This window comes from Shewanella sp. 8A (assembly GCF_023475945.1).
Lineage (GTDB): Bacteria > Pseudomonadota > Gammaproteobacteria > Enterobacterales > Shewanellaceae > Shewanella > Shewanella xiamenensis.
Genome location: NZ_JAMDJP010000006.1, coordinates 57580 through 84565, shown reverse-complemented (window position 1 = coordinate 84565; position 26986 = coordinate 57580). Strand labels below are relative to the sequence as shown.

29 protein-coding genes are annotated in these 26986 nt (G+C 49.4%); 10 read left to right on the top strand and 19 right to left on the bottom strand.

The genetic code is table 11. The annotated features are described in order from the left end of the window. Window position 1: 1 nt before the first annotated feature. From M0413_RS06360 to M0413_RS06350, 3 genes are all read right to left on the bottom strand, one after another. Window positions 2–1216 (bottom strand): 4Fe-4S binding protein, encoded by a 1215-nt coding sequence (locus M0413_RS06360; RefSeq protein WP_172588048.1) that lies wholly within the window; start codon window positions 1214–1216, stop codon window positions 2–4. Between the two features lie 310 nt (window positions 1217–1526). Continuing rightward, window positions 1527–2180, bottom strand: a complete 654-nt coding sequence (locus M0413_RS06355) for a DUF2959 domain-containing protein (protein WP_249553507.1) — start codon at window positions 2178–2180, stop codon at window positions 1527–1529. Between the two features lie 29 nt (window positions 2181–2209). Beyond that, a complete protein-coding gene (locus tag M0413_RS06350) occupies window positions 2210–2431 on the bottom strand; it encodes a hypothetical protein (protein ID WP_037423215.1) in 222 nt (73 codons plus the stop codon). 81 nt (window positions 2432–2512) lie between these two features. Here M0413_RS06350 and M0413_RS06345 point away from each other — a divergent pair, with 81 nt between their 5' ends. The 8 genes from M0413_RS06345 to azoR all read left to right on the top strand — a co-directional run bounded on the left by M0413_RS06345 (window position 2513) and on the right by azoR (window position 8772). Beyond that, window positions 2513–3526, top strand: a complete 1014-nt coding sequence (locus M0413_RS06345) for a virulence factor BrkB family protein (RefSeq protein ID WP_047539720.1) — start codon at window positions 2513–2515, stop codon at window positions 3524–3526. A 45-nt stretch (window positions 3527–3571) separates the two neighbouring features. Next, on the top strand, window positions 3572–4528 hold the full coding sequence (locus M0413_RS06340) for an alpha/beta fold hydrolase (protein ID WP_156143218.1): 957 nt from the start codon (window positions 3572–3574) through the stop codon (window positions 4526–4528). Then, the gene (locus tag M0413_RS06335) at window positions 4525–5127 is read left to right on the top strand and encodes a hypothetical protein (RefSeq protein ID WP_047539722.1); all 603 of its coding nucleotides are present in this window, start codon (window positions 4525–4527) and stop codon (window positions 5125–5127) included. The genes M0413_RS06340 and M0413_RS06335 overlap by 4 nt, the downstream gene beginning before the upstream one ends. 15 nt (window positions 5128–5142) lie before the next feature. Further along, the gene (gene dtd, locus M0413_RS06330) at window positions 5143–5580 is read left to right on the top strand and encodes a D-aminoacyl-tRNA deacylase (RefSeq protein ID WP_047539725.1); all 438 of its coding nucleotides are present in this window, start codon (window positions 5143–5145) and stop codon (window positions 5578–5580) included. 39 nt (window positions 5581–5619) lie between these two features. After that, complete coding sequence (locus tag M0413_RS06325) at window positions 5620–6063, top strand: thioesterase domain-containing protein (RefSeq protein ID WP_249553505.1); 444 nt, start codon at window positions 5620–5622, stop codon at window positions 6061–6063. A gap of 160 nt (window positions 6064–6223) precedes the next feature. Then, entirely contained in the window at window positions 6224–7444 is a 1221-nt protein-coding gene (locus M0413_RS06320) for a S1 family peptidase (protein ID WP_249553503.1), read from the top strand. An 11-nt stretch (window positions 7445–7455) separates the two neighbouring features. After that, window positions 7456–7989 carry a hypothetical protein gene (locus tag M0413_RS06315; protein WP_037423235.1) on the top strand — a complete coding sequence of 178 codons (534 nt, stop codon included), beginning with the start codon at window positions 7456–7458 and terminating at the stop codon, window positions 7987–7989. 186 nt (window positions 7990–8175) lie between these two features. Further along, a complete protein-coding gene (gene azoR, locus M0413_RS06310; protein WP_037423238.1) occupies window positions 8176–8772 on the top strand; it encodes an FMN-dependent NADH-azoreductase in 597 nt (198 codons plus the stop codon). A 61-nt stretch (window positions 8773–8833) separates the two neighbouring features. Here azoR and M0413_RS06305 read toward each other — a convergent pair whose 3' ends face one another. The 3 genes from M0413_RS06305 to M0413_RS06295 form a co-directional block, all read right to left on the bottom strand. Then, window positions 8834–8998 carry a hypothetical protein gene (locus tag M0413_RS06305; RefSeq protein ID WP_249553501.1) on the bottom strand — a complete coding sequence of 55 codons (165 nt, stop codon included), beginning with the start codon at window positions 8996–8998 and terminating at the stop codon, window positions 8834–8836. A gap of 36 nt (window positions 8999–9034) precedes the next feature. Beyond that, on the bottom strand, window positions 9035–9358 hold the full coding sequence (locus M0413_RS06300) for a rhodanese-like domain-containing protein (protein ID WP_037425005.1): 324 nt from the start codon (window positions 9356–9358) through the stop codon (window positions 9035–9037). Window positions 9359–9453: 95 nt separating this feature from the next. Then, the gene (locus M0413_RS06295) at window positions 9454–10029 is read right to left on the bottom strand and encodes a helix-turn-helix domain-containing protein (protein WP_037425002.1); all 576 of its coding nucleotides are present in this window, start codon (window positions 10027–10029) and stop codon (window positions 9454–9456) included. A gap of 127 nt (window positions 10030–10156) precedes the next feature. Between M0413_RS06295 and M0413_RS06290 the strand changes: the two genes are divergently transcribed. Further along, window positions 10157–11344 carry a benzoate/H(+) symporter BenE family transporter gene (locus tag M0413_RS06290; protein ID WP_249553581.1) on the top strand — a complete coding sequence of 396 codons (1188 nt, stop codon included), beginning with the start codon at window positions 10157–10159 and terminating at the stop codon, window positions 11342–11344. A gap of 57 nt (window positions 11345–11401) precedes the next feature. Here M0413_RS06290 and M0413_RS06285 read toward each other — a convergent pair whose 3' ends face one another. Then, window positions 11402–11857: a GNAT family N-acetyltransferase gene (locus M0413_RS06285; RefSeq protein WP_249553500.1), complete on the bottom strand. Its 456-nt coding sequence runs from the start codon at window positions 11855–11857 to the stop codon at window positions 11402–11404. Between the two features lie 270 nt (window positions 11858–12127). Between M0413_RS06285 and M0413_RS06280 the strand changes: the two genes are divergently transcribed. Next, window positions 12128–12802, top strand: a complete 675-nt coding sequence (locus M0413_RS06280) for a hypothetical protein (RefSeq protein WP_249553498.1) — start codon at window positions 12128–12130, stop codon at window positions 12800–12802. A gap of 251 nt (window positions 12803–13053) precedes the next feature. On the opposite strand, the gene M0413_RS06275 is transcribed toward M0413_RS06280, so the two are convergent. The 12 genes from M0413_RS06275 to M0413_RS06220 all read right to left on the bottom strand — a co-directional run bounded on the left by M0413_RS06275 (window position 13054) and on the right by M0413_RS06220 (window position 26977). Then, entirely contained in the window at window positions 13054–13797 is a 744-nt protein-coding gene (locus M0413_RS06275; RefSeq protein ID WP_249553496.1) for a hypothetical protein, read from the bottom strand. A gap of 10 nt (window positions 13798–13807) precedes the next feature. Next, a complete protein-coding gene (locus M0413_RS06270) occupies window positions 13808–15061 on the bottom strand; it encodes a beta-ketoacyl-ACP synthase (RefSeq protein WP_249553493.1) in 1254 nt (417 codons plus the stop codon). Beyond that, window positions 15062–15787: a 3-ketoacyl-ACP reductase FabG2 gene (locus M0413_RS06265; RefSeq protein ID WP_172588042.1), complete on the bottom strand. Its 726-nt coding sequence runs from the start codon at window positions 15785–15787 to the stop codon at window positions 15062–15064. A 100-nt stretch (window positions 15788–15887) separates the two neighbouring features. After that, entirely contained in the window at window positions 15888–16430 is a 543-nt protein-coding gene (locus tag M0413_RS06260) for a hotdog family protein (RefSeq protein WP_239000478.1), read from the bottom strand. 5 nt (window positions 16431–16435) lie between these two features. Further along, window positions 16436–17653 (bottom strand): beta-ketoacyl-[acyl-carrier-protein] synthase family protein, encoded by a 1218-nt coding sequence (locus tag M0413_RS06255; protein WP_172588041.1) that lies wholly within the window; start codon window positions 17651–17653, stop codon window positions 16436–16438. Window positions 17654–17749: 96 nt separating this feature from the next. Continuing rightward, the gene (locus M0413_RS06250) at window positions 17750–18508 is read right to left on the bottom strand and encodes a DUF3261 domain-containing protein (protein ID WP_172588040.1); all 759 of its coding nucleotides are present in this window, start codon (window positions 18506–18508) and stop codon (window positions 17750–17752) included. Between the two features lie 4 nt (window positions 18509–18512). Continuing rightward, complete coding sequence (locus M0413_RS06245; RefSeq protein ID WP_249553491.1) at window positions 18513–19838, bottom strand: NAD(P)/FAD-dependent oxidoreductase; 1326 nt, start codon at window positions 19836–19838, stop codon at window positions 18513–18515. Then, window positions 19839–22358 (bottom strand): MMPL family transporter, encoded by a 2520-nt coding sequence (locus M0413_RS06240; protein ID WP_249553489.1) that lies wholly within the window; start codon window positions 22356–22358, stop codon window positions 19839–19841. After that, on the bottom strand, window positions 22358–23179 hold the full coding sequence (locus tag M0413_RS06235; RefSeq protein WP_249553487.1) for an outer membrane lipoprotein carrier protein LolA: 822 nt from the start codon (window positions 23177–23179) through the stop codon (window positions 22358–22360). The genes M0413_RS06240 and M0413_RS06235 overlap by 1 nt, the downstream gene beginning before the upstream one ends. Then, window positions 23176–23610 carry an acyl-CoA thioesterase gene (locus M0413_RS06230; protein ID WP_144376071.1) on the bottom strand — a complete coding sequence of 145 codons (435 nt, stop codon included), beginning with the start codon at window positions 23608–23610 and terminating at the stop codon, window positions 23176–23178. Before M0413_RS06230 ends, M0413_RS06235 begins: the two co-directional genes overlap by 4 nt. Beyond that, the gene (locus tag M0413_RS06225) at window positions 23607–25172 is read right to left on the bottom strand and encodes an HAL/PAL/TAL family ammonia-lyase (protein WP_144376072.1); all 1566 of its coding nucleotides are present in this window, start codon (window positions 25170–25172) and stop codon (window positions 23607–23609) included. Before M0413_RS06225 ends, M0413_RS06230 begins: the two co-directional genes overlap by 4 nt. Next, window positions 25169–26977 carry a glycosyltransferase family 2 protein gene (locus M0413_RS06220; RefSeq protein ID WP_172588056.1) on the bottom strand — a complete coding sequence of 603 codons (1809 nt, stop codon included), beginning with the start codon at window positions 26975–26977 and terminating at the stop codon, window positions 25169–25171. The genes M0413_RS06225 and M0413_RS06220 overlap by 4 nt, the downstream gene beginning before the upstream one ends. Window positions 26978–26986 lie beyond the last annotated feature (9 nt).

Here is a 26986-nt window from a genome sequence, read left to right as displayed (position 1 = left end):
GTTAATGGCCCACTCGGTCAATCACTTGGATAAGTTCCATGCGGATAGCGTCCGGTGTTTGGCTATGCCAGAACCCGGCTAAATAAGCGCCGAGTGGCAGGAGGAAGAGCGCCAATAATAACAAGACTAACAATCCTTTATGGCTAACTCTGTGACCCGATTTAAGGCCAAAACCGAGTGCCGCCGATTTAGGGCAGGCCGCCACACAGCGCATACAGGCTTGGCATTCGTCGCTGCGAACCGTGGTTTTGGTATGCACTATGATGTTGGCTGGGCAGGCGCGGGTGCATTTATCGCACTTCATGCCCTTGGCTTCGATCAAGCAGTGCTGAGTATCGCGACGGATTTTGAGTGGGCTGGCAAAGCTTAATAGTCCGAGCATGGCACCATAGGGACACAAGTAGCGGCAAAAACCTTGGCGACGCCATGCGGCGAGGACGAGGATAAGTGCAAAGCAGGCTAAGGTAATAAGCCCTGGTGTGATAAAAAACAGTGCCATCTTAAGGTCGGCAATTTTGTGGTAGTTACCCTGCAGATAATAGGGAATCGACTCGCTTGGCATACCGATCACTACATAAAACAGTCCCAGCAGTAATAAGTATTTTAGCATCCGTAGTGGCCAGTCTAGCCATGCGGGTGGCGCAAGTTCTGCTTTGATAAAGCGTTTGCGCAAGGCGTAGAGGTATTCGCCGGCGAGTCCTAAGGGGCAGGCCCAGCCACAAAAGGCGCGTTTACAGAGTAGGCCTGTGAGTAGCACTGCGGCGAGCATCACAGCGGCGGCGGGATGGGTTTGGTCCCACAGGTTGAGCGTCAATATGGCTTTTAATTCAATCCCGCCGGCGATGGGCAAAAAGGCATCAACAACATCAGGGCGCATTAACCAAGGCGTGACCCCTTGTTTGAGTTGGATAGCATTAATGCAGTATTGGATGGCGACTAAAAACAACGAGAGTGCGAGCAGGTGTTGGCAACCTTCACGCAGGGCGTTGATTTTTATCTCGGCCTTATACTCCACCGGAGCAAACTTATGGGCAATAAGTGCAAGGGGCAAGGCAATGATTAGGGCGAGCGCCAAGGGCCAGTAGAGGCTAATCGCCACTGCGCCAACACTCAGGAGTAAGGTGGTCACTGCTCCCCATTTTTTACCGCTCCAATAGCTTAGGGAGGCGATATACATTAGGGCCAACATTAGGGTAAGGGATTCAATAAAGGTCATGTTAATACTGCAAATAGAATACACGTATTCAATCTGAGCAATCTTTTGTAGATAAGTTTATGAGCCTAAAGTGAATTTGTGCGTTAGATCCAATATTGATTGAATCATCACACTAAAGCGCGCCATCGCTCACAAAGCTAAAAATCTTAGCCTTGCACAAACGAAACTGGGAATGCAGGGAGGATAACATCAACAGCAAACCGCCATCGCAGCTTGCCGAAGTGTTTAGAGGGTTAGAGCATCAGTGCTAAGCTGTTAATTCAGATTGGTTTGACGGAATTAACAGCCAGTTTGAGCAAGCTAAATGGCCTTACCCTTTTGAGTTCTCAAGGGCCTCGATAAATCGAGTAGACTCGTTGATAGATTTATTCATCTCTTTGATTAAGCCTGAGATATCCGTTTGTAAGTTGGCAAATTCACCTTTAATCGCGCCTATCGCTTGGGCATTTAAGTTATGCTTTAAATACAGCATATTGTCTTTCATGGCGGTGAGAATGGGCGGCATTTTAGATTCAGCGCGGCGCATGGTTTTAATCAACTGCTCGTAGGAGCGGCGGGTTTCCTTGAGCTTAGTTTCGCTGTTGCGGCGTAGGCTCGCTTTGCTGATCTCACCAATTTCCGTTTGCCACTCATCGAATAGCGCCTCGGCAACATCTTCGACCTTGTTGATGCGATTACTTACATTATCGGCGGCACTTTGGGCTGATTCGTATTCATCTTTAGCCTTGTTATAGGCCTTTTCGAGGTTGCCACCATTGTGGTTGAGTAGGGCTTGCATCTCCTCGAGTGCTGAGCTGAACTCTTTTTGCGCATCCTCTTGGGATTCTTTCGCGGCTTTCACTCTGTCGACCATAATGTCGCGCTTGTGGTAGCCCACTTTTTCCATGGCACCGTAATAGGCACTCTGGCAGCCCGTCAGCAATAGCGTTGCCGCTATCAGACTAGAGGTGATCAATCTTTTCATTGGGTATTCCGTCACTGAGTCAGATGAAGTTAGTCGGCTTTAAAACGCGCCGCATCGATAATGCTCCAGAGGTGAAAGATAGCACCAATTACCGCGGGCACAATTAACCACCAAAGGGCGTAGCCGACTACAGTGACTACGAAGAATAGCAATGCTGCCAAAATTCGCCCTTGTAGCAGTTGGCCTAGGCCGGGGAAAAACAGACTAGCGATTGCAGCGATAACATTGCCAGTGGATCCTTGTTGTGACATCAATTCACTCCTTAGACTTGTAAATTAAGTGTTTATTGTACGAAGATAACGAGTCTATACCAACAGAATCAAGAGAAACCCGTGACTAAGAAGATAGATCTGGCACAAATTCGAGTCTTACTCCTTGGGATTTGGCACTTCCTGCTGCATTTACGCCAGCGCCTAGTAGAAGATCAAATCAATATTCGTGCGGGCCACTTGGCCTATGTCACCCTATTATCGCTCGTCCCTATGGTGGCGGTGACTATGTCTATGCTGTCGGCGTTTCCTGTGTTTAAGGGGATCCGCGGCCAAATTGAAGCCTTCGTTTACGAGAATTTTTTACCCGCAGCGGGCGATACGGTACAAGTCTATATCAATGAATTTGTGGGTAATGCCTCTAAAGGCACTGCGGTGGGGATTGCGGCCTTAGTGGTGGTGGCGATTATGCTTATCTCCGCCATTGATAAGTCACTGAATAATATTTGGCGCACTAAGGAAAAACGTTCTGTGGTCGTGGCCTTTTCCATGTATTGGATGGTGATTACCTTAGGCCCTGTGCTGGTGGGGGCGAGCCTAGTCGCGACCTCCTATGTGGTGTCGTTAAAGCTGTTTGAGGGCGACACCTTATCTGGCGTAATGCCGCTGTTTATCGAACGTTTGCCGCTGTTATTTTCGGTGGCTGCGTTTTTACTGCTCTATATGGTGGTGCCGAATCAAAAGGTGAAGTTTTGGCACGCACTACTCGGTGCAGTGGTGGCGGCCTTGCTATTCGAGTTGGGGAAAAAAGGTTTTGCCTTGTATGTGACGAAATTTCCAAGTTATGAAGCCATTTATGGTGCGCTGGCGACCATTCCTATTCTATTTGTTTGGGTATATTTATCTTGGATGATCGTGCTGCTGGGCGCCGAAATTACCGCCGCCATGCCCGAGTATTTGGACTATGAGTCCAGCAGCGATATCAACGAAACTAACCTCGAGGGGCAGCCTTTAGCGGTGCAGGATACACCCGCCGCGGAGCCCGAAACCACATCTGCCCAAGCAAGCCAAGTGCTTGAGGTGACTGGTGAACTCGCTGCAAACGCGCCTTCATCGACTACACTGGATAAGCCGTAGCTAAGTTATCATTCACCAAGACATTCAGCGAGCCTTATCCCACCTATGATCACTGATGCCCATCCGCTTGCCGCTTTTATCCGCCGTGATTGGCTGATGATGGGCAATGGGCAGCAGTTACACCTCGCTCAATATGGTAATCCGCAGGGTATCCCGCTGCTTTATCTGCATGGTGGTCCTGGCGCAGGCGCTAGTGTGAGTGAGCTCAGTTTATTTAACCCCGAGCACTATTGGATTTTACTGTTAGATCAACGTGGTGCGGGGCAATCACTGCCCGCTGGCGAGTTGGAACACAATCATTTAAATGGACTCATCAGCGATATTGAGGCGATTCGCATTCACTTAGGCATAGCGCGTTGGTGCTTAGCGGGTGGCTCATTTGGCGCCACCTTAGCCTTAATTTACAGTGGGTTATTTCCGGAGCGGGTAATAGCTCAAGTATTATGGGCGCTGTTTATTCCATCAAAAGAAGGGATTGAATGGCTCTATGCGCCCTCGGGCGCAGCGCAGTTATATCCACAGGCATACCGTGAATTTGCCGCGCCTTCTATTGGATTGGCGGATTTATTTACGCACTATCAGCTAGGATTTAACGCCCAAGATGAGGTAACTCGCCATGACTTTGCCCGCCGTTGGATCCAATGGGAATTAACCCTAGCGGGCGTACCAACTGGCCTACCTAAGCGGCTTGCGCCGCCGCTATTCGCCTTAGCTCAAATTGAGCTGCACTATGCGCAAAATGATTACTTCAATATGTTCAGTGTATTACAACGGGTGACATCTCAAGTCTCTGCGCGTACTCTGCTATTACAAGGCACGCAGGATGCCGTCTGTCCGGCACGCTTATTAGCCGCATTTGGGGCAAAAATCGATAACCCTTGGATACAAATCCACACTATTGTTGATGGCGGGCATTCGTTGAATAGTGAAATACTCTCACTTGCCGTCACACTCGAAATTCAAGCCATGTGGTCTTGGATAAAGCGACAGGAGTTTGCATGAAATTAGCTATGATTATTGCCGCCATTTTAGGATTAACGGCTTGCGCGGCCACCTCATCCTCAACCCCAGAATCTCAATCGTCATCTTTAGCTGTCGAGTCGACTGAGGCTCGCGCCCCTGTGGCGCCTAAAGTGGTGCAATTGGCGGGAATGACCAATGAGGCCGCCGCTGATGCTTTGTATCAGGCCTTAATTAATGCCAACTATTTAGCCACCAAAGTCGGGGCGGATAAGGTTGCGGTGCAATTTGGCAATAATGATTTTATGCTCGAACCCAGTATAAATGCTGCGGGGATTGACCGTATTCTGATGAACCGTTTTTATGCGGTGCATCCACAGTTGCAGGCCAGCCCTGAACTGCCCGCGGTGATTGGCGAACTAAACGCCAAGCTAAACTTCGCTAAATTTGTATTGCGCGAGCAAGGTGCGGTGATCCAAATCCAAGGTACTGTGACCTTTGCTGATAAGGTCGAAATCGAGGAGCTTCGCCGTTTTATGCTGTGGACCGATGGCGGCTTGGCTGAAATCGCTAAGTCCTTGCCGGAGGGAATTGAGCAGTATCTGCGCCCAATTCCTTTGATGCCCGTTGTTAAGTCTTAATTTAAAGGAAAAGTTGTGATCGCTTTAATTCAAAGAGTCAGCCGCGCCAGTGTGGCTGTAGATAATCAAACCATAGGTGCAATTGATAAGGGCTTGTTAGTTTTACTTGGGGTTGAGCGGGAAGATAACCGCGAGAAGATGGAAAAGCTAGCTACTAAAGTGATGAGTTATCGAGTGTTTTCCGACGAAAACGGCAAAATGAATCTCAATTTGACTCAAGCGGGAGGCTCGCTTTTAGTGGTATCACAATTTACCTTGGCCGCTGATACTGAGCGTGGGCTAAGGCCGAGCTTTTCGGGGGCGGGCACACCAGAACAAGCGCTTGGCCTGTATGAAGAGTTTGTCGCCTTTTGCCGCGCCAAGGGCGTGACCACCGAAACAGGGCAATTTGCTGCTGATATGAAGGTTGAACTCGTCAACGATGGCCCAGTGACCTTCCATTTACAGGTTTAACCTACAGGACAGTGTGCCAACGGCAGTAAGGACATGCACATGGACGAATTATTAAACCAATTACGCCAGACCTGGCACCGCACTATACCTGTGAGTGAGTTTATGCAGATAGCGCCGCTGTCATTTTCTGATGGTGAATTGAGCGTGAGTGCGCCACTCGCGCCGAATATCAATCTGCATCACACCATGTTTGCGGGCAGCATTTATACCCTTATGACCCTCACAGGTTGGGGCATGGTATGGCTGCAACAGCAACTCCTCAATGTGGATGGCGACATAGTGTTAGCCGATGCCCATATCCGTTACTTAGCGCCCATTCGCAATCAACCTATTGCACGTGTGGTATGGCAGGATGCCAGTTTAGCGGGCTTATCTGTGGGGCGAAAAGCCAAAGTTCGACTTGTGGTTAAGCTTTACTGTGAAGACCTGCTCTGCGCTGAGTTTTCTGGCCTGTATATTAGTATTCCAAGCATTAAAAAATAGTTGCGACTGTTTGATTTTTGTAAATTTTCATCGTTGATGTTGCCTTTAACTTGCAATAGAATCTTTGGCTTAATGCAACTTAAGTTGCATACGCCATGGTCCGTACGGTTATCACGTTTATGCTGTATGGCGCTATTTGCATTGATATTAAGGATAACCGATGCGATTTCTCTCCTGTGTGCTTATTGCTCTATTTTGTTTTCATCTCAGTGGTTGCGCCAATACCAAGTTAAATGCCAATAAATTACCAAAGGGTGTGGTGCTAAATAAAGCTATTACGCTCCCTGTGGATGTGAGTGTTGCTTATTATTTGCCCCATTCGCAGTTAAATAACCGTTTTTATTTAGAGAAATGGAATATTTGGGTCGATCCAGGAAAATCACTCAGTGATGGCGTGAAGGATGGTTTTGGTGCTTATTTTTCAAATGCTAAGTTATTAGACCGCACGCAAGCGAGTCAGTATGGACTGCTGATCGATATCGATCCTGAGTGGAAATTTGAGTCGGGTAAAGCAGAAATGATCATGAGCTATCGGGTATTTAATGGCTCCGATAAGCCCATTCGCGAAGGGCAAAAATCCTTTAAGGCAGATATTGGTTATTTAGGGGATGGTTTAGGTCTTTATAACGCCGCATTGCGTGCGACTCAATTAGTGATTGTCGATGTGCTAAACACGTTGACGCCGTCGGCTAGCTCCTATCCTGCACAGTATGCAATGAAGGATGTCTCGGCGAATTTGCTGGCAAATATGCAAAAGCCAGTCAGTACAGGAACAGGTTTTTATATTAATCCTCAGGGGCAAATTGTCACTGCGGCCCATGTACTCAAAAATTGCATGGTGACACAGGTGAATGTTGGCGGTAAATCCTTTGATGCGGCCGTAGAGGCTAGCTCGACCTTATTGGATTTAGCGGTCGTGAGTACGGGTACGCCAGTGGAGCAATACTTACCATTGCGTAAAGGTACAGAGATTTTCTTGGGCGAGGCGATTACCAATGTTGGCTATCCCTTGCAGGGATTATTGGCGGCCTCTCCCAATTTAACGCGCGGAAATATCAGCTCACGCGAGGCATTAAAGGGGGCGGTGGGGCAATTCCAGTTTTCGGCACCGATCCAGCCCGGCTCAAGTGGTGGCCCAGTTGTCTCTGACGGTGGGGAACTATTAGGTATTACCGTCAGTACCTTAAATGTGACGAGTCTACGTGAATCGGGTGCATTGCCGCAGAATGTTAACTTTGCCCTTGATGCAAAATATGCTGCCCGCTTTTTAGATAAGCACCGCATTAGTTATCAGTCGGTTGAAACCAATATGAAGGGCGATATTCGAACGGCAAATGCGGCAGCACTTGGTGCTGTTGTTCAACTAAATTGCTATCAATAAGGATGTTTCCAATGCTATTTATGCTTCGTATTTTGATACTGGCTTTGTTGCTCATTAGCCCATTTGTTAAAGCACAAACTACGGTACTTCCACCAGTATTTTTTATTAGTACCATTGATTCAACTGACTTTTATAACAAACTCAAGGGCATCCCATTATTTGAAAAAATGGATAAAGAGAATATCGGCAATCCATTAAAACTGATTGTGACCTATAAAATGGAACCTACAGCAGGGGGAGAAGCCGCTGGGCTAACCTCGGCGATTTTAGCGGGTGGCTCCCTAGGGCTGTTACCTATGGTGACCAATAATGATTTGGTGCTGACGTATGAGTTTAGGGTTCACAATGAGGTGATTGCCAGCGTCAGTTACCGTGAAAATTTTACCAAGGCTCACAACATGTACTCCAATGAGGGAATGTATAGCCTAGATAAAGAGAGTTTGGCATGGGCGATGACCACGACTGATAAGTTTATGGTTGATATTCAAAACTCGCCTGAGCTTTCCCAGCTAATCAGTGAATACAACTATTATTTTGCTCAATAGTTCGAGTGATGCATCTCCATAAATTAAGGGCTAGCTTTGCTAGCCCTTAATTCAACCATTCTATTTTTTAGAAAGTAATCTCAAATTTTATCCGCTTTTTTTCTTTTTTATGGGCTAATAAACTAAGCCCATAGAGTCGAGAGCAAGCTGAAAGACTCCCCCAAATTTCAATTTTCGGAGCAGATTATGTCTAAAGTCCTAGTGTTAAAATCCAGTATTCTTGGCGGTTATTCACAATCTGCCTTGTTAGTTGACCACCTGATCGGTAAATGGGAAGACCAAGGCGCGACCATCACAGTTCGCGATTTAGCGGGTAAAGATGTGTTGCCAATGGTTGATGGCGAAATCGCCTCTGGCCTACGTGGCGGCGCTGAGTTAACCGCACGTCAGCAAGAGATGCTCGACCTGTCGAACGCCTTAGTTGAAGAGTTAAAAGCGAACGACACAATCGTGATCACCGCGCCGATGTACAACTTCAACATTCCAACCCAACTGAAAAACTGGATTGATTTTGTGGCCCGTGCCGGTGTGACTTTCACTTATACCGAAAACGGTCCTAAAGGCTTAGTAGAAGGCAAACGCGCCGTGTTGATCACCACCCGTGGTGGCGCCCATAAAGATGGCCCAACCGATCACATTGTGCCTTTCTTAAAAACCTTCCTCGGCTTTATCGGTATCACCGACGTGGAAGTGGTATATGCTGAAGCGCTGAACATGGGCCCAGAAGCCAACCAAAAAGGTATCAGCGAAGCTAAAGCCAGTATCGATAAGTTAGCGGTTTAATAGTAAAGATAATAAAAAATGCCAGCATAAATGCTGGCATTTTTGTTTGCGCAGAACACAATTATTCGCACAGTTTGCAGCCAAGGGAGATAGCGCTGGTTTCGATATAGCGAACCTTAGTGCTTGCTTGGCCACGGTTATGGCTTACGCTGTAGCGGGTTTCGCGAACCACTTTGGGCTGCGGCGGTTGTTCGCCGCTAGTTGGGTGCGGGCACTTTGTTGTCATCTGCACCTCCTCACGCATGGTTGCTTTGCTTAGGTTTTAGCTTGGCTGGCAGCAGACTAAATCTTTTAGCGAACCACCGTTGATCACACATTCAAAACCGTTGGCTTTGAGAATATCGCAGCCCTTTTGGGCACGGATACCTGCGCCGCAGTAAAGCACAAACGGATGCTGTTTATTGTCAACCTGATGCAACCATTGGTCGAGTGTTGGCAGCGGCACGTTGATGGCCTGAGGCAAATGACCTGAGGCAAACTCCTCTGGTGAGCGCACATCGATAACGCGCGCACCTTGATCAATCAATTGCCAACATTTTTCACCGTTGCTGCTACCAGATAATTTAGCCAGTAAAGATTGAAACATAGCTTTGCCTCTATGATTAGAAAATTTTCAATAAGTTTATTCTAATGAATTGGTGAGCGCAAGCGGCAATCTGTTGGGTGCTTGGCTTGTCGGCGTTACTCGGTGGCAGGCGCTTCCCTGTGATAGTGGATAAGATCATGAAACACCACGGGGTGATCGCTTAAGTTGCGGTAGCCATGGGGTTTGTCGGCGGCAAAGCGCACGGCCTCGCCCTGCTGTAATGGCTGCCACTGGCCATCGACTAATACCTCCATGGTGCCGCTGAGCACGATCACATGCTCGGTCACGCCCGCCTCATGGGGCTCGGAGAGACGCTCATAGTGCGGTAATAGGGTGAGTTCAAACATCTCAAAACCAAAGCGTGGCTCAAAGGGAAATAGCGACGCCACTAACATGCCGTCGGTTGCAGGCTTTTGGCGTAATGCATCGGCGTTACGAAAGACCGCGCCTTGGCTCTCGGGTGTCGGCTCCAGAAAAGTTGAGAGTGAGGTATTAAAACCGCTAGCGATTTTCCACAAGGTAGCAATAGTGGGGCTAGATTCGCCGCGCTCAATCTGGCCTATCATGGCCTTGCTTACGCCTGTCTCGAGTGCCGCTTTATCTAAACTCCAACCCTTTTGGCTGCGCAGTTGTTTTAGGGTCGCGGCAAGATAGCTGTTGATGGTCTGCATTGTGGTCTGATACTTAAAAAATTATTTGTACGTTATAACGCACAGGTGCTATCTTGTCCACCTTGTGCGTTATAGCGTACAAGATGGTGCGATGCTCGAGGCAAAGGTAGGATTAGGAGTAGGGATGATGTGGCGCGAGGCTTTGGGACTATCAAAAATATCGGCGGGCTTTATTGCCGTGCTGGTGGGCTATAGCAGTTCGGCGGTGATTATCCTGCAGGCGGCGGATGCTGTGGGTGCGACATCGGCACAAATGAGTTCATGGCTGTGGGCTTTGGGTGTCGGTATGGGGCTCACCAGTATTGGCCTGTCTCTCTACTATAAAAATCCGGTGCTTACGGCATGGTCGACCCCCGGGGCGGCGTTGATGGTCACCAGCCTGGCGGGATTGAGTATCCACGAAGCCGTCGGTGCCTTCCTGATTAGCTCTTTGTTGATCACCCTCTGCGGTTTGGCAGGCTGGATGGATAAGCTTATTCGTATCATGCCGCAGTCTGTCGCTTCGGCCATGTTAGCAGGGATTTTACTGCAGTTTGGTTTAGGACTGTTCCAAGCCATGCAGACTCAACTGAGCTTAATCCTATTGATGTTATTAGTGTTTGTTGTGCTTAAGCCCTTTGCGGCGCGTTACATTATGTTGCTCACCCTCGTAGCGGGGATAGGGATGAGTTATCAATTGGATCTACTGCAACTCGATAAGCTTGAGCTGCAATTCGCGGCTCCCGTATGGATAGCGCCTGCGTTTTCTGTCACCAGCGTAGTGGGCGTGGCGCTGCCCTTATTTATGGTGACTATGGCCTCACAAAATATGCCTGGGGTGGCAGCGCTTCACGGCCATGGTTATCGCCCGCCTATCTCGCCATTAATTACTGTGACGGGTCTGATGGGCGTATTGTTTGCCCCCTTTGGCGGCTTTGCTTTTAATCTCTCGGCCATTACGGCGGCGATTTGTATGGGTAAAGAAGCTGACCCAAATCCCGCGACCCGTTACTGGGCGGCAGTGTGGGGCGGCGTGTTTTACTTTATCACTGGTTTACTCGGCGCCACTGTAGTTGGCCTTTTCGCCGCATTTCCGAAGGAGTTAGTGCTCGCGATTGCAGGATTAGCGCTGCTTGGCACCATAGGTAACAGTCTAACCGCAGCGCTCGCGGATAACGACGAGCGAGAAGTGGCGGTGATTACGTTTCTCGTCACCGCATCGGGTGTGAGTGTATTGGGGATTGGCAGCGCCTTCTGGGGATTATTACTCGGATTTTTAATGCATTACTGGCACAAGCATCGCGCCTTAACCACAACTAAACAGGCAAAAGCTTAGCTGTGGCTAGGTCTAGACTGAGGTTTGCTACCTTAGTGGATTGATGTGTGCAGAGGCCTAGAGCTTTTTGGTCATAAACAGGCTATTGGGGTCGAGCGTGTAATCGGCAAAGGGGCCACACAGCTCGAAGCCAAACTTAGCGTAGAGAGAACGTGCGGGCTGGAAAAAGGCCATTGAGCCAGTTTCTAAACTGAGGCGCTGCACACCTGCGGCTTTGGCATCATTGATCAAGTGCTGCAATACCTTAGAAGCTATCCCTTGTTGTTTGTAGGTGGCGGCGGTGCGCATCGATTTGATCTCCGCATGCTCGGAATCTAACCATTTTAGTGCACCGCAGCCCGCCAGATTTCGGCCATCCCACAGTGTCCAAAAGCGAATATTGGGTTGGCGCAGGCCATCCAAGTCTAATGCGTGCACACTTTCCGGCGGCGAGGTTGCTCGCATATCTTCAAGGTGCTCAGTTAAAAGTGCTGCAATTTCAGGCCCTTTTAGATCATCTAGTATTATTTTCATTGTTGCTCTCAAGATTAAAATTCCCTGTGTTGTCACTTATCCATCATAGCGTTATCGCGTTTGGTTGTTTTTAGGGGTAAAACGCTGTGGTGACGAAGCAAAGGGTAGGCCAATAGTCTTTGCTAAAAGGGATGATGCTTCATCCCTTGGTTTTATCGAGAGGCGAGCAAGGAAGCTTGTGCTTACTTTTGTTTGAAGGCAAGGCAAAAACATATTATGTTATTGTCTTATATTAGTGTTTTAATTTTTACTAAAACTACAGGGATTGTTATGTTAAGTAAGAGCGTTTTCTTTTTATTTGTTCTACTCGTTTTAATTTTTATTACATTGTATTTTTTTGAAAATAATAATGAAGCTAGTGTTAACGATACATCCTTTATGAAAGATAGCCATATCGTTTTGGTCGATGATACTAACTATGCTAATGTTAATTTTGATGTGTTAAAAAATATAAAAGAGCCACGAACAAGTGATAGTTCCTTGCACTCTTTGGCTGAGCATAAAATGGAGCTTAATGGAGGTTATGATACAGGGATAGTTAGTGATGACAATGTTGTTGATAGTACTAAGCTAAATTCAATTTTGGCTTCAGCTAACTTTTACGAAATTATAGATGTTTTCTCGACAATGCCAGACAAGTCGTTTGAAACAATAGTTTTTGAGAACAGTATTAGTGAGTTTTTAAATAAGTCAAAATATAGTTCTATTCTAAATGAGTACCGTGTGTCATGTGATAATAAAATCTGTTTTGGATATTTTATATTTTCAGAGCCAGATGATTTTACTCATTTCTACAATGAGTTTAGCGTTAGTAATAATAGTCCAATGAATAAGTCTGGTTATGTAAACTATTTAATGGTTACAAACAATGCTAAAGGGGGAAATGAGTATCGGATATCATTTAATTCAGACCCTTTAGTTAAATCAATAACTGCACCGAAATAGTTGCACCATTGGCAAAATAGGACGGGCAGAATTGGATGGTGATTGGCGAGGCGACCGCCCCTGCATCCTCGGGAACAACATCCGTGTTTAACGGTCAGTTCACCATCCATGGCTCTCGTTTATAAGCTTTGAAATCCTAGTTTTATATTCACCGTGTCGTCGAGTCAGTACCATGATCAGCTTACACAATGAGATCAACAAGCCGAGATGATTCTCGGCTTGTTGTTAACGCTTTTGCTCATCCCAAGTGATTAGTAGTACTTCTTCAAATAGCTCTCGGCGTAACTTTTCAGCTTTTTGTTAGGGTTATTGTTGGCTATGTTTTCAATCACTTCACGGTATTGGGTATTACCCGATGCGGCGAGGGCCTTGGCCATATTGGCGTAGGTGTCGATGGCTAACTTGTCGTTACTCATCAAACGTGGATTTTTCAGCTCAACGCTCAGGCATTCTAGCAAAAAGTCATCGTAGTTTTGATCGTCCATCATGCGTTTGGCTGCGAGGCGCATTAGCTCTAAATCATTGCTTTTAAAGGCGTTGGCATAGGCATTATTTTTAGTACTTTGCTCGGCCACATATTGGCTTTTATCGCCTAAAATAGCATTCCATTTTTTATACTGGTCAAGATTTTCAAGCGCTTGGGTGGCGTATTTTTTCAGCTTCTTATGGTAGTCGCCATTGATAATATTGTTGATGGTGCCGCTGTATTTATCGTTCCCTGAGTAAGCTAACCCTTTGACTAACCAGGCGCTATAGTCGATAGCATTTTTCTCGGTGGCTTGTGGCAGCGATGCGATAAGTTTGGCCTCTAACACATCGTAAATGGCGGGATCGGATAATCCGGCAAGCGTCAGGGCTTCGATGGCTTGTTTTTGCTTAAATTGGTTGTCGCCTTTAAAAATTTCTTGATATGTTTCAACCGTATAATCCTGCGCCCATGTGGGTGAGGCCAGTAAACTGATACCGAGTAAAATGCTTGCAACTAATGGTTTCATTGATATGTCCTTATGTCGTTTTCCAGCGTTTAAAAATCAGTGAGGTGTTGATACCACCAAAGGCGAAGTTATTACTCATCACATAGTCGGTGTCGAGTGTACGTGGCTCGCCGCGAATGTAATCGAGAGCGGCACATTCTGGGTCGATATTGTCGAGATTGAGCGTCGGGGCAAACCAACCCGTATTCATCATCTCAATGCTGACCCAAGCCTCTAACGCGCCGCAGGCGCCTAAGGTATGGCCGGTGTAGCTTTTAAGGGATGAAATCGGCATATCCGCACCGAATACCGCGTGGGTCGCATGGCTTTCGGCAATATCACCGCGGTCGGTGGCGGTACCGTGGGCATTCACATAACCAATGGCGTCGGGCGTGAGCGCCGCATCCTTAAGGGCTAAACGAATGGCGATTTCCATGGTCTCGCTATTGGGCTGTGTCACATGCTGACCATCGGAGTTAGTGCCAAAGCCGACGATCTCGGCGTAAATCTTCGCGCCGCGCGCTTTGGCGTGTTCTAACTCTTCAAGTACTAGCGTACAAGCGCCTTCGCCAATCACTAAGCCATCACGCTGGGCATCAAAAGGGCGTGGCGATAATTCTGGCGTCGTGTTTTTGGTACTGGTGGCAAACAGCGTATCAAAGACTACGGCCTCGGTGGGGCAGAGTTCTTCGCCACCACCCGCGAGCATTAAGGTTTGCAGACCATATTTAATCGCTTCATAGGCGTAACCTATGCCTTGGCTGCCTGAGGTGCAGGCGCTACTGGTGGTGTGAATGCGCCCTTTAAGGCCAAAGAAAACCCCCACGTTTACCGCTGTGGTGTGGGCCATCATGCGGATATAACTGGTGGCGGTAACGCCCGACATATCGCCATTTTTGAGCATATCGCCAAAGGCGGTAATGGGATCGGTACTGCCAGTGGAAGATCCATAGGCAATACCCATCTCTCCCGAAGTGACGATAGGGTCGTCCAAGAGTCCTGCATCGATAAGTGCAAGTTCGCTGGCGCGAGTCGCCATAATCGAGACGCGTCCCATGGAGCGGATTTTTTTGCGCGAATAATGGCTTGGCACTTCAAAGTCGGTCACGGGAGCGGCGAGGCGAGTGTTTAGTCCGTCGTATTTGTCCCATTCCGCCATCGTCACGACACAGTTTTTTTGTGCCTTAAGGCGGTTTGCGATACTTGGCCAGTCATGGCCTAGGGCGCTGATACCGCCGATACCGGTAACGACGACACGTCTGCCTAATGGATTGCGCTGGGTCATTTAGATCATGCCTCCATTTACCGAAATCACTTGGCGCGTAATATAGGCGGCATCGTCCGACATTAAAAAGGCGGCTAACGCTGCGATTTCATTGGGTTTACCCATGCGGCGCATCGGCACTAACTGCTCGACCATATCCTTAGGAATATCCGCCACCATATCGGTTTCGATTAAACCTGGGGCGATACAGTTTACGGTGATCTTACGTTTGGCCAGCTCTAAGGACAGCGCCTTAGTCGCGCCAATCAATCCGGCCTTAGAGGCGCTGTAATTGACCTGACCACGGTTACCCGCGATACCGGAAACGGAAGCCAAGGTGATAATTCGTCCACCCTTGCGCGCTTGCACCATAGGCATAACGCAGGGATGAATCACATTATAAAAACCATCGAGGTTAGTGTGGATTACACTATCCCATTCGGCTTCACTCATCGCCGGAAAAGCATTGTCACGGTTGATGCCCGCATTAAGCACCACGCCATAATAAGCGCCATTAGCCTCGATATCGGCCTCAAGGGCGGCTTTGACGGCAACGCGGTCGGCAACATCAAACTTTAAGAGGCTGACGTTAACACCAAGGGCGCGAAGCTCTGCGGCGCTAGCATCGGCTGCGGCCTGATTGCTGTGATAATGCAGCGCGATATCATAACCTGCCGCAGCCAGTTTAAGGGCGATGGCTTTGCCAATACCGCGGCTCGAACCTGTGACTAATACTCTGTTATTCATCTTTATTTCTCCACCCTTGATGCTCGATGAGTTGTTTGTGCATCAAAGGGCTAAATCCTTTTGTGATAAGACTTGTTGCTGCCAAGCATGCCTCATGGCATTAAGCCTGCTGGCTTGAGGCGATATACGCTTGGGTGTCCTGGGGTTGGAACACATTCACATTGGCCTCGGCCACTAACAGTGGTGTTTGCTGCGCTCCCGCTTCGGGCAATAGATAAATCTGGCAATCAAATACCGCCAGTCCCGACTCTTCCTGATAGAGGCGTTTAACCTGAGTGCGGTAGCAGCGATTGAGTTCGTATTGCGCCGTGTGTAAGGCTAATTTACGCGATCCCAATAAAAATCCCACGCGGATTTTATCGTGACGCAGTTTAGCCTCAACGCCCGCTAAAGCGGCAATGCTCTGTGCCATATATTCGATACCCACATAATTGGGGACGGCTTGACGATGCTCGTCAAAATAAGCGCTCTGCGGAGTGATCAGCACTTCAGTTTCGAGCACATCCGGCTGATGGCTAATAATCTTATCAATCAAGATCATTGGCGCACGATGCGGAATAAAATCGGCAATATTCTGCTCGGTTAAGTGTTGCAGCCAAATCGGCTCGGCGGCTGAAATTGCGGTATCGATAGAACTGGACATCAATCTTAAGCCCCTTTACGGCAAAAAATCAGGCTGGCATTGCTGCCGCCAAAGGCGAAGGAGTTGCTCATCACATAGTTAAGCTTGCCATGCTCGGCAAATTGCATGGGCGCGACTAGCGCAATGCTTGGGTCCTGTGGATCTTGCTGCCCATCAAACCTATGGGGCGGCAGGGCAAAGCTGTGATTATGCTGTGATAGCAAAAGGTAACAAAATGCGGCTTCAATCGCGCCCGCAGCGCCTAAGGTATGGCCGACCAGCGGTTTGGTTGAGCTTGCAGGGGGCGGCGTGTCGCCAAATACCGAGAGTACGGCGCGGCTTTCCATTGCATCATTTTTAGGCGTTGCTGTGCCATGTAAGTTTATATAATCAATATCTTGCGCAGATATTTGTGCATCATCAAGCGCGGCCTGCATGGCGGCAATCGCCCCTGCGCCTTCAGGATGCGGCGCCGACATATGGTGCGCATCGCTCGACTCGCCAATACCAGCGAGTAATACGCAGGCTTCATTTGCTGTGTTGTCTGTCGCTAAGGTCAGGGTAAATAGCGCGGCGCCTTCACCGATATTGATGCCATCGCGATTGGTGCTGAAGGGATTGCAATGCCCCTTGGAAACCGACTCTAAGGCGTGAAAACCGTTAACTGTGAGTTGGCACAGGCTGTCGATACCGCCGACAATCACCATATCGCACAGCTTGGCTTCAAGTAGGCGTTTGGCGCTGGCAAACACTTTAGCGCTAGAGGAGCAGGCGGTCGAAATGGTGTAGCAGGGACCTTGGAGCGCAAATAACTGGCGTAAAAAATCGCTGGTACTGCCTAATTCCTGTTGAAAGTAATGGTAATCGGCGGGGAAGTGGCCGTGTTGATTGCGATAGGCCAAGGCGGCTTCGCCCTTCGAAATCCCTGATGTGCTAGTACCTAAGACCACGCCGATGCGGTCGGCGCCATATGTCTGTTTCGCCTGTTCGACCGTATCGGTAATTTGCTGTGCGGCAGCAAGGAGTAACTGATTATTGCGACAATCGAATTGCGCCAGTGCGGCAGGTATCGTCGGTAATGGCTCAGTGACGGGCGCAACCAGTGTCGACTCCCCAAATAATAGGGTGTCATTGGTTTGCATGGCACTGGTATCGCCTGCAATCAAGCGGGCTAACACCTGCTCGGGCGTTTGCCCTAACGGGGTACACAATCCAATCTGTGTAATGGCGACTCTGTTATTCATTGCTGCTTGCTATACCTATGGCCTTTGATGCGAGCAATGCTAAAGGCTCATATCGATTGGCGGTTAACGGGTGCCTATGGCATTGTCAAAGGACGATTAAATCGGTTGTATCTCTAACTCAAACTTTGCCTGCGGCATGGTTAAATTAATATGTGCCTGCCAAAGGGTATCGTCGGTTTGGTGCTGATAACGAATTTGTATCACTTGGGTTTGGTTATCGTTGTAACTGATAAGCGTGTCTTGGCTATAAAACTGGCGGCAGGGGATGGCGTCACATAGCCCTGTCACTAAACTTCCACCTTCTAAATGACTACGAATACTCTGTTCTGGCCAATAGATAAGTTGCATCATCGCCATCAGATATTCGGCTTTAAACTCATTCCCGAGTAGCTGACTCTGCTCACTGCTGAGTGTATTCCCATCGTAAACCAAGGTAAACAACGCTTGCCCTAGCGGAGCGAGCCCAACCAGCGTCATGCGTTCCCCTTCAAGTTCAAGCTGGGTGAGCAGCTCATGGGTGTTATCGCCCACTTTTATGCTCACCTTCTGACTAAAGGACTGGGGCGAAGATACCCCAGTTTTGCTGTCGTTTTGCTGACTCTGGCTTTGAGTCTGGCTTTGGGGCGCATTTGCCTGAGGCTTGGTAAGCGGTTTATCCGTTGCGGGGCCAAAATGCTGTGGCAGTGGCGCTAAGCAATAACGCATATCTTTTGTGAATCCGACGCAGGTTTGCCGATAGAGCAGCTCACTGCAGCCCATCAAGCCTAGGCTTGGGAGCATTAGGGCAACTGTCACTATCGCTTTTGTGCGACCTTTGGCGTTAGGGCGACCTTTGGCGTTAAGGCTTAAGCGCATCGAATTACACCTCGGCTAATTCGTTGATTGTGAGTTCGCTGATTGCTGGTTCGGTGGTCGTGAGTTCAGCATCCTGCCGACATAGCTCGACCACCATGTTTAGACGTCGCTCGGATTCTTTAACAAAGGGATTTTGCACATCCCACGCATAGCCCGCCAAAATCGAGCAAATCATCTGCTTGATTTTAGGATTCGGATCTTCATAAAAAATCACATCTTGGAAGCGGCCATCGTACCAAGCCTGCACGTAAGTGCGGAAGGTGTTCACCCCTTGCATTAACGGCGCTGAGTATTCGGCAGGCCAGTCTACAGTGACACCATTTAGTTGTTTGGTCACGCATTTTGCTGCCATGGATGCCGACTGCATCGCGATAGTGACGCCCGATGAAAACACCGGATCGAGGAACTCACCGGCATTGCCCAGCAACGCAAATTTATCGGTGGCAAGGCGCGATACGTTGGCGGAATAGCCCTTGAGCGTCGCGCAGGGTTGGGCGACTTTGGCATTGGCAAGTAGTGCGTTAAGGCCGGGCTCTTCCTTGACTATGGTCATTAACTGCTGCTCTAAATCGCCTTCAAGGCGCGCGAGTAATTGCGGTTCAGCCACCACACCAAGTGAGCAGCGGCCGTTGCTGAAGGGTATTAACCAGTACCAAATATCCTGATGCTGCGGGTGGACGCTAATTAAAATCTTATTCCGGTCGAAGTTGGGATCGCTGATGTTATCTTCCACATGGGTGAAGATGGCGCTGCGGGTAGGAAGTGAGGAAGGCGTTTCGAGGTCGAGCAGCCGTGGTAATACGCGGCCAAAACCGCTGGCATCGAGTACATATTTGGCCTCGACTTGATAAAGTTCACCCTGCTCGTTACGCACAGTTAAACGTGGCGCGGCAGTTAAATCTATCGCCTCAACGGTTTCACCGTAACGGATCTCCACCCCAAAGCTTGCCGCAGTATCGGCGAGTAATTTATCGAAGTTTCCCCGTTGTACTTGGAAGGTTGTTCCCGGCCCTGGGGTAAATTTGTCGGTAAAGTCGAAGGTGGTATATACCCCATTACGGCGGAAGGCCGCGCCATTTTTATATTGGAATCCCGCGGCATTCAGCGCCTCTAACATGCCCGCTTCTTCAATAAATTGCATACAGCAGGGCAGCAAACTCTCACCAATCGAAAAGCGCGGAAAGTGTTGTTTTTCGAGCACGATGACACGTTTGCCTTGCTTATGTAGCAGGCTAGCGGCAATCGAGCCTGAAGGGCCCGCGCCAATAATGGCGACATCGACGCAAAGGGAGTGAGACTGTGTGGCGCTAGCCGCAGTAGATGTGGACATTTAAATAACATTCCTTGTAGGTATCGAGACCTTGTTGGTGGTTAAAACCTGACGAGTGGTCAAAATCAATGGCGAAAGTACAAAGGTAAAGCCTATGCCGAGGGATAGGGTTAATCCAAAGTAATGAATAGCTTGGGTTTGGCTAAAGGCGAGTAAGCCAAAGGCCAATAGGGTCGAGCAGGCGGACATAAACACCGCCATCATCACCGCCCTGCCATGTTGCGCTGCGGCGGCAAAAAACAAGCTGTAATCTATCCCAATCCCGAAGACTAAAATCAGCGCCAGCGCATGGAATAAGCTTAAGGGGGAGCCGACTAAGCCTAAAATGGCTAAGGTATGTACCGCGGCGAGTGCTGGCACGGCGACAACCACAGTGGCCTTTTTGAGTCCAAAACTTAGGCTAAATAGCAAGAGTGCGATAACCAGTGCTAGCCCCAATAATTTAAGGGTGAGCAGGCGATAATGCCCCATCACGGTGGAGATATCCGCTACTTTATCAATAAGTTGCACTTGTGGATCTTTGGCAAAGCGCGCTTTAAGAGCCGCAATATCTTCAATACCACCGAGCAACACTATGGCGCCATGGCTGTCGCTTCCTAGGTTTGTATTATCTGCACTGGCCCTTGGCTCCGTTGAGTGTTCAAGCGGCGCTAATCCCAGTGGTGCAAGCCAAAGTGGCGCTAGCTGTTTACCAAAGCCCAGTTCGAAAAAATCCGCCGGGGTGATATAGCTGTCTTTAGCAGCAAGATAGGCCGCAGAAAGGTTTGGCGCTAGGCTCTCATCAAGGCCAATGTTGCTTAGTACTGTGGTTAATTGCGACTGGTAAATCTCGCCCTGTAATTGATACGCTGCATCTTGCTTTTGCTTGCTCGGTAGGTAACGGCTGAGGCTGACATAATTGCCCAGCTCTTGCTGTTTTATGGCGGCATCGAGCTGTGGGCTAAGGGCTTCGAGCCGTTGCAGTAAGGCTTCTTCACTCGATGCGCGCACCAATAAAAACTGGTTATCGGTACCACCACTGAGGAGTTTTCTGAGCTTATCTTCAGGCTCTGTCACGCTCGCAGGGCTTTGTTGTAAATGGCGAATATCATCATCCACCTTAAGTTGGCTGATACCCAGCAGACAAACACTTACGAACACTAAGGTGAATAGACTCAATCCCCATGGCGACACCAGTTTGTTTGAGAATCCGGTGAGTTTTGTAAGATAGGCCTGTGCAAGATTTAGCGGACGCTCTCCCGAAGGTAACTTGCTGCCCGCTAAGAGTGGGTAAGCCAGCACTAACGTCAGGTAGGCGCCGAGTAAGCCAGAGGCGCAGAAAATCGCCACCTGCTGCATACCGGGAAACGGCGCGAGGCCAATGCCGACATAGGCCAAGGCGCTGGTGATAAAGGCGAGCGACACAGTGGGGAAAATATAGGCCACGGTCGCCTGCGCGCTACGCTGATGATCGCTCAACCGCTCGCAGTAAAAGTGGAAACTGTAGTCGATAGCAATCCCAATCAGGCTGGTGCCAAAGACGAGAGTAAGTAAATGCAGCTCCCCGAATACGCTTAGGGTAAAGGTCACCGCCAGCAGCAAGCCGCTGCCTATGGTCACCATCGCCAGCAAGAGTGGCATCACGGAGCGAAACGCCAGCCAAACCAATAACACTACGCCGAGCAAAGAGGCGAGACCGAGGACAGAGATTTCACTCTTAGCGGTATTCGTTGCTTCTATAGCATGAAATAGCGCGCCCGCCTGTAACACTTGTATGCCGGCATATTGCTCAGTGACTGTAGTAAGTGCTTGTGTTAACGCTGCTTGCTGAATGAGTTGGGCATTGGGATTAAAGGCGCTGTCTTTGCCCTTTGCCATCACAATAGCGGCCACGCCTTCACTGCTATTAACACCTTGTTTGGTATCAACACGTTGTGGATGAGCAAGTAAAATCCCTTGGCTAGCGCTCAGTTTCGAGCTGGGCGCGAGGGCGAGCAAATTGGCGGGAAATAACAGCAAAGGATCTTGAGTGAGCAGTTGGCTATTGGCGTAACTAAAGGCGTTGTAGAGCTGTTGTGTGGCCGAGGCAACCAAGTTATCGAGGCCATTATGGGTTAACGCATCGGCTTGCTCTGAGGTTAATAGCTTAAATCGATGGGGAAAATAATATTGGCCTAGGGCTTCACCCATTTGTATGTCGGCACTGCGAATATCGGTAAAGGCGGTATTTTGAGTCTTAAGCTGCTCCATCAGGAGCGTTGCCGCCGCAATGGCTTGCGTTTCATCCTTGGCAATCAGGGCAAGATACACTTGATCGGCGAGTGTTGACTCCACTTGCTCGAGGGCGCGCGCTGTGAGCGCATCCTGCTGCAGATGGGGTAACATGGCGAGAATATCGCTTTGAACCTTAGCTCCATTTTGCCACAGTTGCAGCGTCCACAGGCTCGCCGCCAGCATCAGACACAGCCAAATCGCAAGGCGTAATTTGCTTGATGTGTGCATCAGCCTGTGACCTATGCGCGTGGCAATCTTGGTCGCCATTATTTTGCCTTGCTCTCTTGAGGATCAGTCTCCCGTGGAGAAACTTTTTGAGTTAGCGCGATTGAGAACTGGGCTAATTCGGCGTCGCTCAGTTTACCTTGGCGCAGCTCGCGAAAATCGATACGGGTGATATCCTGCGGACTCACGTTGGGTGCGGCGCTGAGCAGCACTAAGGCATGAAGAGTATCGCTGCCTTCGAGCACCATATTAGCGATGGCTTTTTTCATCAGCGGATCTTTAGGGGTTAATCCTAGCTGCCAGTTTTCCTTAGCTAATTCGTTCGTTAACGTTTTTTGAGCTAAGAAGTGCAGTTCAAAATGATTGCTTAATCCTGAAATATCACCGCCCAGCATGGCACTCACCAGACTGGGTAATAAATCCCCCATGGCTGCGGCACTTGCCGAAGCATCGGCGCTGCTGACTTGCACTCGTCCTTGGCTATCTCGCTGAATAAGTTGCTTATCTTTTAAAATCAGCAAGGACTCAAAGGGCGTAAGCTGCTGCCAAATCAGCCCTTGGTCTTTGTCGAACACAAACTGACCTTGGCTAATGAGGGGCTTTTTTAACACTTTAAGTTGGCGGGATTGCACAAAGTGGCCGCGTACTGTCTCGCCAAGGTTAAGCTTTTGGCTGAGGGCGAGTAATGCGGCGTTATCGGCTCCTTGGTTAAACAGGGGCTGATATTGGCTCGCTTCTGTAAGGTTAGGATTAGCAAGGTCTTGCGCCTGCACAGAGCCAAGCAGCATGCAGCTTAACAGTGCGCCTTGGCAGACGCATTGCACCCACTTAGCTCGCGACCAGGTTTTGAGGAGGACATTCATTCGTTATCAACCTTTGCCAGCAGCGGTGCGATTTTGCTGCGAAACACCTCTGGCGTCACAAAGCACATTTCTTGGCTCGTCATATCCACCGCCGCCTGAATGGTATAACCCTTAGTAATACGCTCGCCCGTTGCGGTATCACGGATTTGATAATTGATTTTTAGACGATTTTCCCACTCGACCAACTCGGCGCGCACGGTAATGTGTTGCTCGAAGGTGCTGGGCTTAACGTATTTGATCTGCACATCAATAATCGGCCAAGCGTAGTTCGAGGCCTGCATTTGGCGATAGTTGTAGCCTAACTCGTCGAGTAATTTGCAGCGGGCAATCTCGAAATAACGCAGGTAATTACCATGCCAAGTGATCCCCATCGAATCCACATCGTGGAAGGGGACCTGCATGTCCATTTCTATGCAGAGCAAGGCTTTCATCGGCACACTTCCCATTCGCCCGCTTGGATTTTCGCAACGGTTTGGCGCAGCACGGCTTCGAGCGGCCTGTCTTCGACTAATGGCTCAAAGTCAGCGCGCACTTGGGCGAGCGTGGTCGCAAGCGATGGCGTCAGTGAAGCTTCGTCTAACTCGTTTTGTTTAACACGCAGACCAATGCCTTGGGTCATGGCGAGCAGGGCTGCGGCGGCGACTTGTTCTGTCAGCTGTAATACACGCATACAGTCACGGGCGGCGATAGTGCCCATGCTGACTTTATCTTGGTTATGGCATTCGGTTGAGCGTGAGAAAACGCTCGCGGGCATAGTGTGTTTCAGTGCTTCCGCCGTCCAAGCTGAAACGCCGATTTGCACCGCCTTAAAGCCATGGTTGATGGCGCGACGTGCACCAGTCGAACCCGAAAGGTTAGCGGGTAAACCGTTGTTAAATTTAGGGTCCATCACTAATGCCATTTGGCGATCAATCAGATCAGCGATATTGGCCACAGTATTTTTTAAGGAGTCCATCGCAAAGGCGATATGCCCGCCGTAAAAATGGCCGCCATGGAGAATATGCTCGCCTTCAGCATCGACAATCGGGTTGTCGTTGGCGCTGTTAACTTCGGTCTCGATAAATTGGCGCATAAAGGGCAGCGCGTCTTGCAACACGCCAATAATGTGCGGCGCGCAGCGGATGGAATATCTGTCCTGCAATCTGTCGGAATTGCGCGGGTGAACATGGTGGTTCAAATCTTCCCGTATCCAAGTGGCGATTTGGTTTTGCCCTGGATGGGGTTTGGCAGCAAACAAAATATCGTCGAAATGGTTCGAGTTGCCTTTGAGGGTTAACGACGCCATGGCGGTAATGCGGCTGGCTAAACGCGCTAAATATTGTGCGCGATCAAAGGCTAAACAGGCTAATGCTGTCATCACTGCCGTGCCATTCATCAGGGCTAAGCCTTCTTTGGGGCGCAGCACATGGGGCGTGATATTCAGCTCTCGGTAAACCTCTTGGGTGGCTCGGCGCTCGCCGTTATAAATCACTTCTCGCTCGCCAACTAGCACGGCGGCGAGATAAGACAGTGGCGTTAAATCGCCACTGGCACCGACTGAACCTTCCTCTGGGATCACTGGCACGATATTGAGATTAAGCAAAGTTTCGATGCGCTTTAATAGCTCATAGGTTACGCCGGATTTACCGATGGCGAGGGAGTTTAAACGGCAAGCCATCACGGCGCGCGCCTGCATCACGCTCAAGACTTCGCCTAGGCCACAGCCATGGAAGCGGGATAAGTGCAGTGGCAGCTCGTGGACTAAGTCGAGACTCACATTCACTGTGCAAGAGTCACCATAGCCTGTGGTGACACCGTAGACCACGCCTTCTTCGTGCAGCAAACTATCGATAAAGCGGGCGCCTTTTTGGATATATTCCTGATAATCGGCATCATCACAGAGTTTGACCTTGGCGCCCTTTGTCACGGCAACGACTTGCTCTAATGTGAGTAACTGACGGCCAAATTCGATTGGCGACTCAACGGTTGTCGTTTGAGTAACTGCGTGGCTCATAAATGCTCTGTCCTGTCTGTAGTGCGCTCCTGCTCCGGGAGTGCTGCTGTCGTTTTGTGGGCGGATGTCGCGCGGTTGACCTTGCTATCGTCCCGCCAAAAATCAAAAAAGTTAAACCACTGCAAAGGCTCACGCCTTGCATAGTGTTCGAGGCGTTCGCTGTAGCGATAAACGGCCTGTTGGAGTCGTTCCATTCTGCCCGCTCGTGGGCCTTTAAGTGTCTCGGCGAAGCGTTCTAAATGCACTCGATAACGCCCTTGCTCGCGCAGGCAAAACATCAGATACACAGGGCAATCTAAGAGTCCGGCCAAAATAAATGGCCCCTGCGGGAAGGCCGCCTCTTCACCCATAAATGGCGCGTATACCACGCGTCCTTGGGAGTGGGATGAGGTTCTATCCCCTGCAATCACCACTAACTCACCGTCTTCAATTTTTTGTTGTAATAGCATGGAGGTGGCGGGATTTAGCTCGGTCACTTGGATCAAATTCAGCGTGCTATCAGGGTTTAATTGCTTGAGTACATTATTAAAGTTTTCGGCATGGCTGGTTAACACCATGACATTGACTTTGACCTTGCGCTGGTGGATTGAAATCGCGCGGCACAGCTCGAGATTGCCTAAGTGGGACACCAGCAGCACGGCACCTTGGCCGCTTTCTAGCTGATCGGCCAGCACTTGGCGGTCAGGAAAATCCACTTGGCTTAATTGAATGCGATCGCACCAAGCATCGATTCTATCGAGCGCCGCATTACCAAAGGCGATAAAGTGGCTTAAGCTGTCACGCCAGCCAACGGGCTGATTTAACTGAGGATGCCGTGGCTCGAGGTGCTGTACGCGGCGCAGGAAATCCAATGAGGCTTCGCGGCTGACTTTGCCAGTCAGGAAGAAGTAGCAAATCACCGGATACATAATGGCGCGGCATAGCCAATGGCCACCAAAGCGGTAGCTTTCGACTAACAGTTTGATGCCCCAATAACTGCCGCGCTCCTTCATGGCTGACCAATGGGTCGCAGTATGAGCAGACGACGTCGATTTCGCCGCTTGTTTACGGCGCAGCAACTGCGGCAGACGTTTTAACATGCCAAAAAATAGCCGCGTGTGCAGTTTAGTGATACGCACATTGTCGGCCACACCTTGAAAGTGGCTGACGCCGTTTTCGGGGTAAATCACTTTGGTGGGGTGAAACAGAATTTCTACCCCTTGCCAGTAGAGTTTTACTAGGATTTCGATATCGAAATCCATCCGCTCTGTGAGTGCTTGTTGGCTGAAGAGACGCTCGGTGGCAGCTAGGGGATACACCCTAAATCCGCACATAGAATCTTGAATATCAAAGCTTAAGGTTTCGACCCATACCCAAAAGTGGGTGAGATAACGGCCGTAGAGTCGCCCCTTGGGCACGGACTCATCGTACTCGGGCTTACCCGAGATCAGTGCATCCGGCTTGGCCTGCGCCTTGGCGAGCATGGCGGGGATATCACTTAAATTATGCTGGCCGTCGGCATCGACCTGTAGCGCATGGGTAAAGCCATCGCGATAGGCGCGGCGAAGCCCTGTCATCACCGCTGCACCTTTGCCCCGATTGTAGGGGTGTTGCAGCAAGGTCACCCAATCGTGTTGCTCCGCCAAGGATTGCAGCAGATAGCGGGTCTCATCATTACTGCCATCGTCAATCAAATAGCAGGGCAGATTAAGAGTGGCGAGCTCGGCCAAGGTCTGGGCGATAGCGGCGCTGTGATTGTAATTGGGGATCACCAGTGCCAGCTTGATTGGGACTGGGCCCATTAAATCACTTGGCGGGGCTAACATTATGTCGTT

Coding starts and splice junctions, on each gene's coding strand:
- M0413_RS06275 (WP_249553496.1), bottom strand. CDS start 13,797: ATGAAACCATTAGTTGCAAGCATTTTACTCGGTATCAGTTTACTGGCC.
- M0413_RS06315 (WP_037423235.1), top strand. CDS start 7,456: ATGCTATTTATGCTTCGTATTTTGATACTGGCTTTGTTGCTCATTAGC.
- M0413_RS06250 (WP_172588040.1), bottom strand. CDS start 18,508: ATGCGCTTAAGCCTTAACGCCAAAGGTCGCCCTAACGCCAAAGGTCGC.
- M0413_RS06260 (WP_239000478.1), bottom strand. CDS start 16,430: ATGTCCAGTTCTATCGATACCGCAATTTCAGCCGCCGAGCCGATTTGG.
- M0413_RS06285 (WP_249553500.1), bottom strand. CDS start 11,857: ATGAAAATAATACTAGATGATCTAAAAGGGCCTGAAATTGCAGCACTT.
- M0413_RS06255 (WP_172588041.1), bottom strand. CDS start 17,653: ATGAATAACAGAGTCGCCATTACACAGATTGGATTGTGTACCCCGTTA.
- M0413_RS06320 (WP_249553503.1), top strand. CDS start 6,224: ATGCGATTTCTCTCCTGTGTGCTTATTGCTCTATTTTGTTTTCATCTC.
- M0413_RS06235 (WP_249553487.1), bottom strand. CDS start 23,179: ATGAATGTCCTCCTCAAAACCTGGTCGCGAGCTAAGTGGGTGCAATGC.
- M0413_RS06245 (WP_249553491.1), bottom strand. CDS start 19,838: ATGTCCACATCTACTGCGGCTAGCGCCACACAGTCTCACTCCCTTTGC.
- M0413_RS06335 (WP_047539722.1), top strand. CDS start 4,525: ATGAAATTAGCTATGATTATTGCCGCCATTTTAGGATTAACGGCTTGC.
- M0413_RS06340 (WP_156143218.1), top strand. CDS start 3,572: ATGATCACTGATGCCCATCCGCTTGCCGCTTTTATCCGCCGTGATTGG.
- M0413_RS06300 (WP_037425005.1), bottom strand. CDS start 9,358: ATGTTTCAATCTTTACTGGCTAAATTATCTGGTAGCAGCAACGGTGAA.
- M0413_RS06225 (WP_144376072.1), bottom strand. CDS start 25,172: ATGAGCCACGCAGTTACTCAAACGACAACCGTTGAGTCGCCAATCGAA.
- M0413_RS06290 (WP_249553581.1), top strand. CDS start 10,157: ATGTGGCGCGAGGCTTTGGGACTATCAAAAATATCGGCGGGCTTTATT.
- M0413_RS06325 (WP_249553505.1), top strand. CDS start 5,620: ATGGACGAATTATTAAACCAATTACGCCAGACCTGGCACCGCACTATA.
- M0413_RS06360 (WP_172588048.1), bottom strand. CDS start 1,216: ATGACCTTTATTGAATCCCTTACCCTAATGTTGGCCCTAATGTATATC.
- M0413_RS06265 (WP_172588042.1), bottom strand. CDS start 15,787: ATGAATAACAGAGTATTAGTCACAGGTTCGAGCCGCGGTATTGGCAAA.
- azoR (WP_037423238.1), top strand. CDS start 8,176: ATGTCTAAAGTCCTAGTGTTAAAATCCAGTATTCTTGGCGGTTATTCA.
- M0413_RS06240 (WP_249553489.1), bottom strand. CDS start 22,358: ATGGCGACCAAGATTGCCACGCGCATAGGTCACAGGCTGATGCACACA.
- M0413_RS06305 (WP_249553501.1), bottom strand. CDS start 8,998: ATGACAACAAAGTGCCCGCACCCAACTAGCGGCGAACAACCGCCGCAG.
- M0413_RS06295 (WP_037425002.1), bottom strand. CDS start 10,029: ATGCAGACCATCAACAGCTATCTTGCCGCGACCCTAAAACAACTGCGC.
- M0413_RS06350 (WP_037423215.1), bottom strand. CDS start 2,431: ATGTCACAACAAGGATCCACTGGCAATGTTATCGCTGCAATCGCTAGT.
- M0413_RS06355 (WP_249553507.1), bottom strand. CDS start 2,180: ATGAAAAGATTGATCACCTCTAGTCTGATAGCGGCAACGCTATTGCTG.
- M0413_RS06220 (WP_172588056.1), bottom strand. CDS start 26,977: ATGTTAGCCCCGCCAAGTGATTTAATGGGCCCAGTCCCAATCAAGCTG.
- M0413_RS06230 (WP_144376071.1), bottom strand. CDS start 23,610: ATGAAAGCCTTGCTCTGCATAGAAATGGACATGCAGGTCCCCTTCCAC.
- M0413_RS06270 (WP_249553493.1), bottom strand. CDS start 15,061: ATGACCCAGCGCAATCCATTAGGCAGACGTGTCGTCGTTACCGGTATC.
- M0413_RS06280 (WP_249553498.1), top strand. CDS start 12,128: ATGTTAAGTAAGAGCGTTTTCTTTTTATTTGTTCTACTCGTTTTAATT.